The sequence below is a fragment of the Bilophila sp. T19-St14 genome (assembly GCF_059728385.1).
This window is the reverse complement of sequence record NZ_BAAGFT010000001.1, coordinates 1047547-1062518: the sequence shown is the minus strand read 5'-3', so window position 1 is coordinate 1062518 and position 14972 is coordinate 1047547. Positions and strand designations below refer to the sequence as shown.

Below are 14972 nucleotides of genomic sequence, written 5' to 3'. Positions count from 1 at the left end.
AGTGGGCGCGTTTTCTTCCCGTTATCCCTTGCTTCGCCCCTGTGCCCACGTTGCCCCCCAAAAAACAATGAAGGAGAAAACAATGTCACTCCTTGTCTTGCATATGGATAAATTCAAGAAAGACGCCATTCGTGGCATTCAATCGCACAACCGGCGCGAACGCGAGAGCCATTCCAACCCCGACATTGATTACAGCCGAAGCGCGGGAAACTACGATCTGCATGAATCCGCCTCAGACAACTACGCGCAGGCCATCCAAAACCGCATTGACGACCTGCTCATGGTCAAGGCCGTGCGCAAGGACGCCGTGCATCTGTGCGGTCTGATTGTCAGTTCGGATAAATCGTTCTTTACCCGCATCGGCAAAGACGAAACCAGGCGCTTTTTTGAGGAAGCCGCAACGTACCTCACCGATTTTGTCGGCAAGGAAAACGTCATCTCGGCCATGGTTCATATGGATGAAAAGACGCCGCACATGCACTTCCTTCATGTGCCTGTGACGCCGGACGGGCGGCTCAACGCCAACAGCATCTATACCCGTGCCAGTCTGAAAAAGCTGCAAACCGACTTGCCCATCTATCTGCAAAGCCGTGGCTTCGACATTCAGCGTGGCGTTGAACAGAAGCCGGGAGCAGCCAAAAAGCATCTGGATACGCGGGAGTTCAAGCAGCAAAAGGAGGCTCTCGCCGGTCTGCGGAGCGAGGCCTATGCCGTAGCGCATGAAGCCTTGCTCCTCATCGGAGAAATGGCTGAAAGACGGAAGCAGGAGGAAGTCTTGCAGGAACGTCTGCAATCCATGGAACAGCAGGCCCGTGAGGCGGAAAACATTTTATCGAACATGCCGGAACTCCCACAGGCGTCCTTGCTCAATTACAAATCCGTGCTGAAACAGGCGCAGACGATCATGACGCAGCAGCAAAAAGCCCTTGCCGAAAAAAGCATGATCGCGGCCGCCAGAGACAAATTACAGGGCGAAAATGAGACGCTGCAAAAGCGGCTGCAAGAGCTTTCAAAACAGCATTCTCTGCTCAAAGCGCAGTATGCGCAGGAACGGGACGCCAACGCCCACAACATGCGCAGCCTGATGCAACGGGAGCGGGAGCTTCGGGATGAGCTGGAGGAATATCAGGAGTTCACCCTCCAGCCGGAAATCAAGCCTCTCCATGCCGCATTCCTTCAGGAAAAGGAGAAACAGCGGCAGCGGGAGGAAGAGGCACAGCAAGAGCGAGAGCGTCAGGAAGAGGAAGCTCGCCAGCAGTCCGAGCGTGAACGACAAATCCGACAGGAGCCGGAGGCCATGCCGCAGCGCCATCGCTCAAGGATGCGCTGACCATCCGCCGGGAATCTCGACTCGAAGGCGAGTCATAGCCCACTAGGGTTTACTGCGTAAACCAGTGGGCAAGCGTGCCGCTTGACCGCCAAAGACAAAAGGCAAAACCGGGGACATGCCCCGCCACCCACAGGAGAAAACACCATGACCATCACAGTCAGCCAACTGAAGGAAATCCGACAGGAGTTCGCCAGACTCAAGCCCGCCACCGTCACGCTGGACGGAAACCGCGCCATGACCGTGAAGCAGGCCATTTTTACCCTTGCCCCGACGCTAGAGAGGATGAAGAAGCGCGGCTTCGATACATTGGAGATTGTCGAAAAGTTGCATGAGAAAGGGGTTGAGGTGAAGCCCCAAACCCTGACCAAATATCTGACCGAAGCCAGACGGCAGCGGGAAAGCCGAAAAACCAAGAAGAGAGACACACCCCCGCCGCCTCCGAGACACGAACAACGCGGCAGCTTCATTGTTGCTGACATCCCGGGTGATGAACTGTGAGAAAAAACACTCAGGGGAGAAACCGTCATGGCAAAAACGTACGGATACATCCGCGTATCCAGCACCGATCAAAACGAGAGCCGCCAGAGCATTGCTCTTGAGCTGTGTGATTCATAGACATCGTTTGAACTGGTTTTGGCTTGATCTGGTAGTAGCTCCTTTCCCTTTCAAGGGCTTACTCTCAGAGCATGCCAAAAGCCAGTTTAATACCCTATCTTCTTTGACAGCAGCATATTTGGTATTATTATTCGATAACACATTAGTTTTGTTCAAATTCTACGATAGTGAAATTTAATTGTTTACTGTTTTCCTTAACTATTCGTTGAATGCTGGAATCAAACCCTGATGGATTTTCGGTAACAGCCTCTATTTCAAGAGTAATTTTAATACTGGTTCCTGTATATTCATATAGGTGCTGTATAACTTCATCAAAAATGGCCTGACTGTCCATCTTGCCCATCATGGGATCAATCTTCACATTTCCCATAAAGCGGTGAACCACGTTTTCAGAACCATCTGTTCCCGAAGAATCGGGGGGTTCCAACGTTCCGCCTCCAGAGAGAGTATCGCCTCCCGATTGGCCAGTTTGTCCTGCTGAAGAAGGCTTACGGGATTCAGCTGCAAGAAGAGCCTCTTCATATTGCTTTGCCTTTTCAGGGGAAACCAGCAAGGCAGATGAATCCAGAATAGCCAGCCCTGCCTTGCCGAAGGAAAAGCCGAGAAATTTTTCTTCCTCCAGCCCCTGGGCAATGGCGAAAAAGTCACGAGAGGGCAGTCCATCGCTTATGGTTTGCGTAAATACGCTCTTGCTGCCTAGGCGGGGCAGATACAAGTAGCGGCATGTTGCCTGCCATACGTCCATGGCCTTCCTGTAGGGCGCGTTGTTATTCCAAAACCACTGATCCAGCGCATGTTTGAGATGAACGGGAGCCCAGCGTTCGATGACCATTTCATTTTCACGAAGCTGCCGCTCAATCTCGGAAATGAGGTTTGTCGTTCCGCCGGGAATGGGGAGTCTCTCCCATACTGTTTCGGTAAGGTTTCTTTCCCCGCAGTAAGGGACAAGAAGCCATTTGAAGGCTTCCTCGACTGAACGGGCTGCAATCTGTCTCGTCTTCTCTGCTGCTGTACGGGCATTTTTTATCTGGAGAGTATCCAAAACCAGCTTGTCTTCCGCGCTGTCGGAAAGAATGGACTGCCAAGCAAGGAAGGATTTGATCTGATCAACAAGCCGGGAGATATTATCGTGCTCCGGCGCAAGAAACACCAGACGGTTCCTGTTCTGGCGAGGCACATCTCCCCTGTTTTCCAGTATGCCTTGCGCGGCAGATAGCGCGCCGTTGTCCAAGGTTTTGCTGTAGGCTTCCCGAGGAGGGAGAACAACAAGGCGAAGCTGCTCGTCATCGGGAATGTCGCTGCCGGGAGCAAAAATATGCACGGCAGAAAACATCCCCTGTTTCAGAGTATGACGCAGGCGGTCCTTCATGAAAGGAAGCGCCTGTTCCATGCCGTATCTGGCCTTGCGGTCTTCCATCTCTCTGCGCAGATTGGGGCGCACATTGAACCAGAATTTATCATTTTCCATGTTCAGGTAATAAAGCTTGTCCTGCAGGCGCTGGAGGGAATCCCGGAAAACGGCCAGAGCGCAAGACGGGAGAGCCGCTCCTAGGAGGATGCGCTTCTCATCAATGCCCCGGTACACATTGCTTCCACCCAAGTTGCCTGCCGGTGCAGACCCCAGAAAGATGGTACGCGCCACACGACGGCAGGATTGAATATTGCCGAAACGCGGCATGCTCATATCCAGTTGCGTTGGCTGCGCGTTTTCTCCGTCAATATCCTTATCGACGACAGGATCCCATCCCTGAGGAAGATAATAGATAATGTCGGCTCGTGTTCCCCCATCGTAGAACGGCAGGCTGCCGGGCATGATGAGCGGGTCGGTGCTGTTGTCTTTCCACAGACGATGAATGACCTTGGCCATAAATTTCAACACGCCTCGCGTCCGCTGGAAATTATCCAGGGAGGACCAGTCTTCATACAAGCGATCAAACACTTCCGGATGTATGGGATAGGCGGCCTTCAAGCGGGCAAGATAGTGACTTTCCTGCGTTTCCTGAGGGAAACCGGAGGCATTTTCAATATAGAAGCCGGCAAAGGCCCTGCATACGTCATCGGCGCTTTTTCTGTCTGTTACCGGAGCAAAAAGCCTGCGTCTCACGACCTCAAAGGCTTCTTCCGCACCGACAGGTTTCCAGAGTGCCTGAATGCGTCCAAAGGTATGCGAAAGCGTTTCCAGGGCGCGTTGACCGTTCCTGTCACCGGCTTCAGCCTTGGATTCCGGAAGAGAGGCCAGCAGCACGGCATTGGAAACGCCTTTTATGGCTTCCGTAAGGGCCTGCATGAAGCTCAGATTGGAAGAAAAGGTGCCTCCGGTCAAAGGCGTTTCGGAGAACTGACGGATATAGGCCACCAGCTCATCCATAAGAATAATGCACGGTGCGGCGTTCTTCAGTAGCTTTTCCAGAACAGCCTTTCCCGGCGAAGTTCCGGCCCTGTCCGAATCGGCCACCATGGCGTAGCCTTCCGCTCCGCCGAGCTGCCAGGCAAGTTCTCCCCATATGGTACGGACGGACAGCTCTCCGTGAACAAGCGGCTGGTTGGGAGACATGCCTATGCCGTCAATAACGGCGATACGGGCACGCGGCAGTTCCGTAAGACCGGCATCGTCCAGAAGAGCAGGAACCCCCGGCATATCACTGGGAGGGCATGTGGCGGCAGCCAGGTGATACACGGCCAGAAGCGTATGGGTCTTGCCGCCGCCGAACGCCGTCTGGAGCTGAATGACGGGATCGCCGCCTCTGCCGGAAAGGCGCTCCAGAACAGAGTGAAGCAGGTGTTTCATGCCTTCGGTGATGAAGGTACGTTGAAAGAACAGCGCGGGATTCTGATATTCTTCCGTAGCCGTTCCGGCATGGACGCGGGATATATCGGCCGCAAATTCCGACTGCTGGAAGGCGCCCCGCAGGACATCGGCATGGGGCGTGACAAGTTCGCGCCAGGGCTTTAATTGCATGACAACACCTCAGCTTTCCACGAGCAATGGGAGGAGAGAGTTTGAGAATCAACAACACGAACGGCAAAGCCCATAGGGGTAAAACGTTGTTTCAACCTGTTCAGGATATGAGCCATGACTTCGCGCTTATCCATGCCTGATGTTATATTTTCAAGCTCAAGAAAGAGAATCAATTTTACAGACGCATCAGACTCTTCTGAAAATACTGCGCTATAATAGGGCTCCAATTCTAGGTTATTGCTTATTTTTGCAATGGAAATTCCACAAATAGTATCACGAAATTGCCATCCAACTTTATCAATAAAATTTGATAAATTTTCTCCTGTGTCATTAAATGGTTTTTCTGTATATCGTTTTACTTCAAGAATCATTGTTTTTACACCATTACAACACAAAAAATCAGAGGCATGGGTATGTTGCAAAGGCATCATCTTTTTTTCATGAAATTCGGAGTGTTCATATCGCATGATATGCCATTGTTCAGGAAATGAAAATTTGATATCACGCTCTGTTTCTTCATGCATGCTACATTTCTCCATCAGCTTGCAAATAGCGCGTAGCCTGCTCAATACTGGCATCCAGAGCGGCGATGTCTCCAATGTCATTGGAAGACTTGCCCTGCCTGACTTCAACGCCGTTGCCGGTAAAGTGCAGACCGAAGTAACGGGCATTGGAGCGCTTTTTTTCCTCCTGAAGAATTTCCAGCTCTCGCAAAAGGAAAAGACTGTGCGTGGCGATAGTGACCTGCATGACCTTGCTGAGCTTCACCAGAATTTGTGCGAGCTTCACCAGAAGCTTGGGGTTCAGATTGGCTTCCGGCTCATCCCAGAACAACGAAGACTTGTTGCGCAGTTCCCCGTTCAATATCAGATAGGCCAGCATACCGAGCTTGCGATGCCCTTCCGCCGCAAGAGGGGCTTCAAACTGCCCGCCGGTACTTTTGGAAAGAAAATAAAACCTGTTGTCTTTTTTTACCACTGATGCGTTCAGCACTTCTTCCAGCGACTCAACAAGCTTTGCTGTGTCGGCAGGCCGCTTTCCTTTCAGAGGCGCAGGATTCAGGGCTTTGGCCAGAGCGAGGTACGTTCCGTCGAAGGCAAGTTCTCTCTTTTCCAGAGCGCCCTGAAAGCCCTCGAACACGGAAAGTATTTCTTTGGGAGGAAGAAACAGCGTAGAAGAACCTAGAGACTCATACTGTGGAGATGGCCATATATCCACCTTTTCCGTTTTTCTTGTGGAAAAGGAAAAACCAAGACTGCCTTTGCGGTCCCATGTTGCGGAAACAGAGGAGGCTGCGCTGCCCTGAACACGGGAAGCGAGCCTGCCCAGGCTTTCAGGGCGGAAGATATCCACAAGATTCTGGGCGAACTCGCGCTCTGCCACATCTTTGGCAGGGGCTTTGTCGCCAAACGATTCCAGCGTCTTCAGGACAGTATAGCCCAGTTTCAGCAAGTGACTTTTGCCGGTACCGTTTTCCCCTATGACGACATTGAGACCGGGAGAGAACTGAAGCTCGGCCTTTCTGAAAACCGTAAAATTTTCGATATGTAATGTTCTGAGCATATTCCCTCCTACAGCAGCGAGGTCTGTTCCTGCTGCCTGACAGGAACCTGCAATGAGGCCTGTTCAATGTTGGGCCAGGCGACGACCAGTTCGTTATAGGCGCGGGCATCTTCGGCCCAGCCCTTGCGTTCACAGAGCGTGTACAGCCGATAGGCAAGGGAGCGGATGGCTCCGCTCTGCGTTCCACACTGAGCAAGCAGAGTTCCTGTCGGGCCTTCTCCATGCAGGTTCAGGCTGCGGATAAGCTGATGCAACGATTCCCATACCGGTTTTCTGGTATCCTGCAAAGGATCCCAGCCTTCCGGCATATCCTGCCAGCGCAAGAGGCGCACTTCCCCTCCGCCGGAAGCTACCACACCGGCTTCGGCAAGGCCTGATGCACTGGTGCCCTTGGCTCTGGCCAGCACGTCGGCATCGCCGAACTTTCCTGCCGCCCAGCCGTTGCTTTCAAACCAGCTCAGGCAGAACATGGTGTCGTTGTCAAAATCGTCTTCTCCACCGAAAAAGCGGTTGATGATGCGCAGGGCATTTTTCACGCTCATGGGGGAGCCGTCGGCTTCCAGCACGGCCTTGTATTTGCTGAATACCGCCATGCCGGGGCCGATGATGGCCTGAGAAAGGTCCACAGGAGCCACGGGCGAGTTCACGCCGCCTCGCGTCATTTCATCAAAGGCCGTGGGCAGCACGTCGTTCAGTTCCCGCAGAAATTCCCTGCGGCTGATGCTGGGAGCATCCTCCGGGCGCTTCCGGCAGACAAGAACGATGGAAGAGGCAAGGGCGTTGGTGCCCGAACTGATCATACGATTGCCAAGTTCTGTGCGCATGGGCCATGTACCACAAATGGCAAATCCGGCGCTCAGCACCGCCTCCAGAAAGGTTTCCCAACCGGTATTGGAAGTGCCTTTTTCAGCTTTTGTTTCCGATTGCTTGAAGGCATAATAGATGGTCACAGGGAAGGCAGGATGGGATTGAGCAGCCAAGTTACGGATAGCCTCCGTCATGCCGTGCAGAAAGAAAATTTCCGCAGCTTCTTTGCCTCCATGTCGGTAGGGAGTAGCTACCAGTTCTTCTGCTTTGGGCACAGACATGGTAGCATACAAAGAAGGAAAAACTTTGCGCAATGAACGACGAAGCCATATATAGAAAAAATCTGACAGATCAGCATACCCTATATTATCATAATACGGAGGATCTGTTGATATTATTTTATTAAAACTTATATTTTCACCTTGTGCTTCAATTTGATAAACATTTCCATTTTTATAAGTTGAAAAATATAAAATAGATTCAAATATCCATGCTACCATAGAAGTGAAATTACCAGTTGAAAAACTAAATGGATTTCCTTCTGTATAGTCCCATACCATTGGAATAGCCTGTCGTCCAAAGGTATTTCTAATTTTTGTATACCCTGTATCCCATCCACAAATAGAAGAACTTCTATCTGCCAGTCTATCCACAGCAAAGGCCAAATACACCCCCACAGCCTCCGCATAGGCCTGTGCGCCTGTGCCTCCGGCTTCAAGGCCCAGTCCGTCGTCCGACATGCCGGATGCCAGAGCATCGTTGCGGCATTTGGTTATGGCTTCCTGCACCAGATCGGAAAACGTGGTCAGCGCCACAAGCTGACGAGGCGTGAAGAGATCGCCATAGGTGGTTAAGCCATAATTAGGAGTTTTAAAATCTCGTGGATTGTCTGGTAGTTGTATAGAGGGGTTCCATGTCGGCTTTGCCAGCTGTGCTATAGCCACCTGTTCTTCACTGGGAGACAAATAAACTCGTCCCCTTGTTCCTTCGGCTACGATAGCCATGAGCCGTTGCCCCATATGACCGTTTTGTCCTTCTTTTCGGATATGGTGATAGGAAATAGGCGTATGTGAAAACAGACAGACAAACGCTTTTCTTTTGCCTGCGGTTGTTCCTGATGCGGCTTCCTTAGGCGGCTTGCCCATGCGAACGGTAAAGCGGTAGCTGTCGCCTTCCACCACAGGCTGAACCCAGGCTTCCTTTCCTGCCTTGCTGGAAAGCACGAAGGTAGAGGCCAGCGGCACATCCACATGCGAAAAAGCAGGGTTGGGACTTTTGACGGTGCGCGCCCATATCCAGGCAATGACGGTCAGTTTCTGGCCGACATAGTCCTGCAAATCGGGGCGTTCGGAAGCCATCTCTTCCGTGATTTTTATCTGCGGATACAAATGACCGATGCGTTTCTGCGCTTCCTCCCGCATCCAGTGGCCATAACGACGCACATCTTCGGCCAGCCCCTGTGCTCCTTTCCACTCGCTCAGGGGCAGCGCATCCTTTGTGGACGGGGGAATGGGGCCAACCGGAGCACGTCCCGCAAATTTGGGCGGAATTTCGATCATGGCCTTGTTGATGGTGACGGCCACGGGATTGAGATCAGAAGCCCATGCCTCCAGCCCAAGGCGCTGCGCTTCCAAAGGCAAGGCTCCGCCTCCGGCGAAGGGATCGTGAAAGGCTGGGAGCTTGTCGGGATTGAACAGCTCGGCAGCCTGCGGATGATCCTTGTTGAGCTTGCACGTTTCCCGCCAGGATTTGCGAATCTCCTCGCGCGCCCGCTCCAGAACATCTTCGTTGGTGGTGTTTTCCCACTTCACCAGATCTTCAATAATCTTGAACAGGCGTTCCCTTTCTCTGGATGCGGCTTCCTTGTTCATGCCCCGCTGATACTGACGTTCATACCCCGGATCATTGACCATCTGAGCAAAAATGACAGCCCTCGCCGCGGCAAGCGGACGACGCGCCCACCACAGATGCAGCGTGCTGGGATGACCATGCCGTATGGACTTTTCACGCGCTGCCGCGGCATTGATGGCGTCCAGCGGCAAGGCTACTTCAATGAGTTTCTTCGGGGTTTTGATGGCAGGCATGGGTTATCCTTGAATCAGTTCCGGCAAATCAAAAACAGTTTCTCCATTCAGGCAGATGCTGGCATTAATAGAAGAAGGGAGGACGGGTTCCATGTTTTCCGTTTCTGCTTTCAGTCGGAACACATCGCTTACTTCAATGCCCGTGGGCAGATTGGTCTGCTTGCCCAGGTCAAAACCGGAAACATAAGGCCACAGAGCGATTTTGGTGGCGTCCAGAATGGAGCTTTTCCCCTGACCGTTTTTGGCGACGAACACGGTGAGATCCTCTTCGAACGTCGAACTTATTTGTTTGAAGCAGCGGAAATTCTTTATTTCCAAGGATTGAATATTCATCGCTCACATCCCAAGGAGGTCTTTGATATTGTAATTCACGCTGGCCACGCTCATTTCCGGTTCCTGGGCAAAGGGCTGATGCGCATAATACGGCCCGTCCACACTGTCGCCGTCCACAAACACGACCGCCAGCCAGAACTTGTCCTTCTGGTTCAGGGCGGCACAGATTTCGTTGTGGCTTGCCGTGATGGTAGTCTGCCCGGCGGCTCGACCTTTCACCTCTATGTGCCTGTCTTCCGGCATGGCATCCTCGCCCTTTCCGGGGGGAGTGCTCGTGATGTCCCAGCCGCAGTTCTGGGCAGAAACATCGACACATGTGCAACCCTGTGCCTGTTCTGCCTGAATGACCGCCCTCATGGCAAGTGTTTCTATGTGCTTTCGCGCGGCAGCATCAGCAGAAAATGCTTCTGCGCCTGTGCCTGCCTTGCGTGCTTCCAGCAGACCGGCGGGAATGACAAGCGCTCCGCCCACAACGACAGGGGAAGTGGAGACGACATGTTTCATGGCATCAAGTTCCGCTTCTCTCAGCGTACGCCTTCCCCGCAGGTCTTCAAGGATTTTACGGGTCTGGTCAATTTTCAGCCGCATATCCCGCCCCTGTTTTGCCATTTTCTGATACTTCAGCAGCAGATCCTGCTGGTAGCTGGCTTCCTTGGCCAGACGAACACGCACAGCGTCGCGGATTTTGTCTGCCTGAACGGCTCTGCGTCGGCTTACCTCTTTAAAATGCTGCGGAGCCATGTATTCGGAAGCATGGCTGACGGCGCGTTTTTCCAGATCGTGACTGAGCCATGGGGAAGTCAGAATATCGTTTATGAGCGGAAGGTCGGCTTCTGGAAATGGTTCATAGGAAAGATACGGCGCCCAGCCGGGATTTTTTTCTTCTCCTGTCTGTAACAGTTCCACGAACTGAACACGCTGGGAAACGATGGCGTTCTGATTTTTTTCTTCCCGTATGGCATGGCTGAGAAAAAGAAGGATGCGGGGCGTCAGTCCGTTGTCTGCCGGGTCAAGAAGTATGGTTCCCTGTTTGAGCTGAGCGCGTCCTTTTTCCAGCACAATATCCAGTACGGCTTTCATGAGAGGATGGCCGGGATGCATGAGTTCCGCCATGGGGGCCGATATTCTGAAGGGAAGCTGTATCTGCTCCTTTTCAAAGCAGATACGTTGATACCGCGGGAGAATGCGGCTGTTTTTCTGGCGCAGGGCATCGCCTCTGGAACGGAGTAGTTCCGGCACATAGGTGATTTCATAGCGCCGCTCTTCCCTGTGGTGTATCGTCCCTTTTAAATGCTGGAAGGCTTCAAGGAAAAACGCGCGCATATAGTGGGGCTGCAACTTTCGCGCTTCGGCTCTGTCCATTTCCTCCTTGACGGCAAAGAGCCGTTCGGGCGTCATCATTTCCTTGCAAAGGGCATTTCTGCTCAGAATGGAGCGCAGTCGCTCCGTATCCAGAGCCCCTTCCACACGTTTGCGGAGATAGTCCATCGTTTCGGGTTGTTCCCCATAGCGGATGGCTTCAATGAGCAGGTCTTTCAGGCTTTTTTCTTCAAACACTTCTCCGAGGATGTCAAAGACACGTCCGCCAAGAGCCTGTTTTTCCACTTCGAGTTTTTCAAAGAGCTTCTGGAAGACTTCACCTTCCCGTGTGCCGCAGGCGATGAGGTTCCACAGATGGCATGTCTGCTGCTGGCCGATGCGATGGATACGCCCGAATCGCTGTTCCAGACGATTGGGATTCCAGGGCAGGTCATAGTTCACCATAAGATTGGCATTCTGAAGGTTGACGCCTTCACCAGCGGCATCCGTCGCCACCAGAACCTTCACGGCTTTGTCGTTACGGAACAAGTCCTGCACATGACGGCGTTCCTCCCTGTTCACTGCGCCGTGAATGGTGACTACGGCGTCCGCCCCCCCCAGAAGATTGCGGATGCGCTCGGCAAGATAGATCAGCGTATCCTTGTATTCCGTAAAAATAATGAGCTTGCGCTGGAACCCTTCGCTGTCGCGCATGAGCTCGTTTTGCTGAAGCAGTTGAGAGAGTTCATCCCATTTTTTGTCCTTGCCGGAAAGCACCACTTCTTTTGCCTGTGCCTCCAGCGCCTTCAGAACTTCAATTTCCGCCTGCAACTCCAGGCGTGTTTGTGACGCCGTTGCCTGATCCACAAGCTTTTCTTCCGCCTGTTCGAACTCTGCGGCGTCAAGCGCTTCTTCCAGTTCCCAAGCATCTTCCGGGAGTTCGGAAAAATTCCATGACAGCGTTGTTTCGTGCTTGTGAGCCAGTTCTTCCAGTCTGTTTTCCAGTCTTTTCTTACGGCGGCACAACGTCTGGCAGATAGCTTCAGGACTGGAAGCGAGACGCCGCTGCAGACCGGTCAGGGCAAAACCTACCCGTCCGCGGTGACTGCCCTGCAGGTGATCGGCTTTTCCCATTTCTTCTTTCACATAACGGGTGACCGCCTCATAAAGGTTATGCTCCAGCTCCGACAGATGATAATTCAAAGCGTAAGCCTTGCGTTCAGGAAAGAGCGGCGTGCCGTCAAATTTAACAAGGTCTTCCTTGACCATGCGCCGCATGATGTCGCTGACATCCACTTTCGCGGTTTTTCCTTCACGAAACTTTCCATAAAAGCGTTCCGTATCCAGAAGAGAAAGGAAGAGCTGAAAGTCCTCCTCCTTGCCATTGTGAGGTGTGGCCGTCATGAGCAGAAGATGCCGTGTGCGTTTGCCCAGCATCTTGCCCAGCTTGAAGCGCTGTGTCTCATTGATCCTGTTGCCGAAAAAAGAAGCCGACATTTTGTGGGCTTCATCCACAATGACCATATCCCAGGAGGACAGCTCAAGTTTTTCCTGTAGATCCCTGGCTCTGGCAAGCTGGTCAAGCCGGGCGATAAGCAGATCGTGATCGTCAAAAGGATTGCCGCTGTGGGAAAGGTTCAGCATACTGCGGTCAAAGAGATCGAACTGAAGGCCGAACTTCGACGACATTTCATCATACCACTGCTCGCTCAGGCTGCCGGGGGAAACAATGAGTATGCGTCTGGCATCGGCTCGCATGATAAGCTCACGGATGAGCAGGCCTGCCATGATGGTTTTACCGGAACCCGGGTCATCGGCAAGAACAAAACGCAGAGGCTGCCGGGAAAGCATGGACTCATAGACCGCAGTAATCTGATGGGGGAGAGGTTGCACATTGGAGGTATGGACAGCCATCATCGGATCGAAGAGGTATGCAAGGCTGATACGGTAAGCCTCTGCCGCACGTTTGAAATCCTGTGCGGAAACATCAAAGTTCCAAGGGCGTTCCGACTCTGCAATGGAGATGTTTGCTTCGTCTTCCCGCGTCAACAAACGTTCCCGTAAGCTCCCGTCATCGTTTTTATAGAAAAGAGTTGCGGAATTTACGCTGATAATTTGCAGCATTATGACTTCACTGCATTTTCCCTGTTCCACTCCCGTCAGAATCTGTCCGGTTGCAATATCTTCGAAGCGCAGCATGATGTTCCCCTCTTAATGACATCAGTAAGGAAAGGCAATCTTCCGCCATTCATGACAGCAAGAATGAGAAGTTATTCCCTCAAAGCGGGATTTGACCTGCCTACCAGCATTAGATTCGCGTATATGCATACCACGCTCCACGACCCTTCCCTTGCATGGCAAGTTGTCCACTGGCCAGCAGCTTGCGAAAATGCTCTTTCAGTGTATTCCGACTCACTCCAGTAAGAGTGACCATGTCCTTCACCGTCACACGTCCATGCTCACGGGCATAGTCCAGAATTTTCAAAGAAAGTTCCGGCAGGGCGGCCATAACAATATGCTCCTGCTCCATCTTCCTTTCAAGACGCTTCATCTGCTGGTGCAAGGCCCGGAGGAAGAAAAGCAGCCAAGGCTGCCAGTCTGGCGAATCCGTTCGGAGGCTCGTCTGTGTTTGTCGCAAGGCGAGATAATAGCCCTCTTTGCTGTTCTCTATGACGCTTTCCAATGAACTGTAGGGCGTATAGACATACCCGCACCGAAGCAGCAAAAGTGTGGTCAGAATGCGGGAGAGTCTGCCGTTGCCGTCCTGAAAGGGATGAATGGCCAAGAAGCATACGGCAAACATGCCGATAATGAGCAAGGGGTGAAGCTCCCGTGCGTCAAACGCGGCATTTGTCCACTCCACAAGCTCCTGCATGAGCCGGGGCGTGTCAAAGGGCGAGGCGGTTTCAAAGACAATGCCTATTTGTCGCCCGTGAGCATCGAAAGCGGCCACACTGTTGGGAGCATGTTTATACTGACCCCGGTGGCGCTCGTCTTTGTCGCTGTGGCGGAGCAAGTCCCGGTGAAGTTGGTGGATATGATTTTCTGTCAAGGGAATATGCTCCCACGACTGAAAAATCTGCTCCATGGTTTCCGCGTACCCAGCCACTTCCTGCTCATCGCGCGAGGCAAAGGTATGGATGGAGAGCCTCGCCAGCAGGCTTTCCACCTGGCGGTCAGAAAGTTTGCTGCCTTCAATACGCGTGGAGGATCCTACGCTTTCGATGGTGGCCACCCGGCGCAACGCGGTAAGCCGTTCCGGAGCCAGAGTGCCCAACGCCTTCCATGCGCCCTTGAATTCGTCAATCTGGGCGATAAGCCGGAGCATCTCCGGGGTGATGTTCAGGGTATCCACCGTAAGCATATCCACAAATTCACCCAAAAACATCCATTTCGTCAAGCCGATCATTCATCCAATTTCATCCGAAGCAAGGAGAGGCTGTGGTAACCCCTGTTTCTGGCTGCTTCGTTCAATGCTCTTCCGCATACGCTTTATCCACTGCCGCTCGAATAAACGTATCAAAGCTGATTTTATCGGTCATATAGACGCTGATGATCTCAATACCCCGCCTGGTTGGCTCATAGCCCTCGAACATATTTGAACCGATGGCCGCCGCCGCACTTTCCCAAGCTTCCAGTGAGGGAAAGGGGACGCCCATAATAGTCAGGGCTTCACGGTCTATGAATATGGGAGTATAAGACATTTTTACAGCTTCCTGGCGCTTGTTCCCCATCATAACAGGCGGAATTTGAGGCGACAAGAGAGAGACAAAGCCCTGTAGCGCAAGACTCTGAACAAGGGGGCTCAGACCAGAACTCCGATAATAATTCCAGTTTGTTGGTATGGACGTTGGTATGAAAAATTTTTATATTTTTTACTTCAATAAAAACAAATAAATACATTCATAATCTGTTCTCCCCTTCGCACCAAGTAAGAATCCAATCAAGTCCCGTAAGGTGCAAAACGCCTTGCGGGACTTCG

Annotated in this window: 10 protein-coding genes; 2 read left to right on the top strand and 8 right to left on the bottom strand. The window is 52.3% G+C overall.

Translation table 11 applies throughout. The features are described from left to right. The first annotated feature begins 82 nt into the window (after positions 1 to 82). Both mobV and AC6I1V_RS04675 read left to right on the top strand, forming a co-directional pair. Positions 83 to 1330 carry a MobV family relaxase gene (gene mobV / locus AC6I1V_RS04680; RefSeq protein WP_178639879.1) on the top strand — a complete coding sequence of 416 codons (1248 nt, stop codon included), beginning with the start codon at positions 83 to 85 and terminating at the stop codon, positions 1328 to 1330. A 144-nt stretch (positions 1331 to 1474) separates the two neighbouring features. Further along, entirely contained in the window at positions 1475 to 1828 is a 354-nt protein-coding gene (locus AC6I1V_RS04675; RefSeq protein ID WP_178640919.1) for a protein MobC, read from the top strand. Between the two features lie 259 nt (positions 1829 to 2087). Here AC6I1V_RS04675 and AC6I1V_RS04670 read toward each other — a convergent pair whose 3' ends face one another. The 8 genes from AC6I1V_RS04670 to AC6I1V_RS04635 all read right to left on the bottom strand — a co-directional run bounded on the left by AC6I1V_RS04670 (position 2088) and on the right by AC6I1V_RS04635 (position 14694). Then, complete coding sequence (locus tag AC6I1V_RS04670; protein ID WP_178640916.1) at positions 2088 to 4904, bottom strand: DUF499 family protein; 2817 nt, start codon at positions 4902 to 4904, stop codon at positions 2088 to 2090. Next, entirely contained in the window at positions 4895 to 5428 is a 534-nt protein-coding gene (locus AC6I1V_RS04665) for a hypothetical protein (RefSeq protein ID WP_178640913.1), read from the bottom strand. The genes AC6I1V_RS04670 and AC6I1V_RS04665 overlap by 10 nt, the downstream gene beginning before the upstream one ends. A gap of 1 nt (position 5429) precedes the next feature. Continuing rightward, positions 5430 to 6467 carry an AAA family ATPase gene (locus tag AC6I1V_RS04660; RefSeq protein WP_178640910.1) on the bottom strand — a complete coding sequence of 346 codons (1038 nt, stop codon included), beginning with the start codon at positions 6465 to 6467 and terminating at the stop codon, positions 5430 to 5432. Between the two features lie 8 nt (positions 6468 to 6475). Beyond that, complete coding sequence (locus AC6I1V_RS04655) at positions 6476 to 9358, bottom strand: DUF8807 domain-containing protein (RefSeq protein ID WP_178640907.1); 2883 nt, start codon at positions 9356 to 9358, stop codon at positions 6476 to 6478. Positions 9359 to 9361: 3 nt separating this feature from the next. After that, entirely contained in the window at positions 9362 to 9691 is a 330-nt protein-coding gene (locus AC6I1V_RS04650; protein ID WP_178640904.1) for an AAA family ATPase, read from the bottom strand. A gap of 3 nt (positions 9692 to 9694) precedes the next feature. Then, entirely contained in the window at positions 9695 to 13189 is a 3495-nt protein-coding gene (locus tag AC6I1V_RS04645) for a helicase-related protein (protein ID WP_497736749.1), read from the bottom strand. A 109-nt stretch (positions 13190 to 13298) separates the two neighbouring features. Beyond that, on the bottom strand, positions 13299 to 14399 hold the full coding sequence (locus tag AC6I1V_RS04640; protein WP_497736751.1) for a Fic family protein: 1101 nt from the start codon (positions 14397 to 14399) through the stop codon (positions 13299 to 13301). A 61-nt stretch (positions 14400 to 14460) separates the two neighbouring features. After that, positions 14461 to 14694: an antitoxin VbhA family protein gene (locus tag AC6I1V_RS04635; RefSeq protein ID WP_178640898.1), complete on the bottom strand. Its 234-nt coding sequence runs from the start codon at positions 14692 to 14694 to the stop codon at positions 14461 to 14463. Positions 14695 to 14972 lie beyond the last annotated feature (278 nt).

Bases quoted from the DNA above. Each gene is read 5' to 3' on its own strand.
- mobV (WP_178639879.1), top strand. From the start codon at position 83: ATGTCACTCCTTGTCTTGCATATGGATAAATTCAAGAAAGACGCCATT.
- AC6I1V_RS04675 (WP_178640919.1), top strand. From the start codon at position 1,475: ATGACCATCACAGTCAGCCAACTGAAGGAAATCCGACAGGAGTTCGCC.
- AC6I1V_RS04650 (WP_178640904.1), bottom strand. From the start codon at position 9,691: ATGAATATTCAATCCTTGGAAATAAAGAATTTCCGCTGCTTCAAACAA.
- AC6I1V_RS04670 (WP_178640916.1), bottom strand. From the start codon at position 4,904: ATGCAATTAAAGCCCTGGCGCGAACTTGTCACGCCCCATGCCGATGTC.
- AC6I1V_RS04660 (WP_178640910.1), bottom strand. From the start codon at position 6,467: ATGCTCAGAACATTACATATCGAAAATTTTACGGTTTTCAGAAAGGCC.
- AC6I1V_RS04645 (WP_497736749.1), bottom strand. From the start codon at position 13,189: ATGCTGCGCTTCGAAGATATTGCAACCGGACAGATTCTGACGGGAGTG.
- AC6I1V_RS04665 (WP_178640913.1), bottom strand. From the start codon at position 5,428: ATGCATGAAGAAACAGAGCGTGATATCAAATTTTCATTTCCTGAACAA.
- AC6I1V_RS04640 (WP_497736751.1), bottom strand. From the start codon at position 14,399: ATGATCGGCTTGACGAAATGGATGTTTTTGGGTGAATTTGTGGATATG.
- AC6I1V_RS04635 (WP_178640898.1), bottom strand. From the start codon at position 14,694: ATGTCTTATACTCCCATATTCATAGACCGTGAAGCCCTGACTATTATG.
- AC6I1V_RS04655 (WP_178640907.1), bottom strand. From the start codon at position 9,358: ATGCCTGCCATCAAAACCCCGAAGAAACTCATTGAAGTAGCCTTGCCG.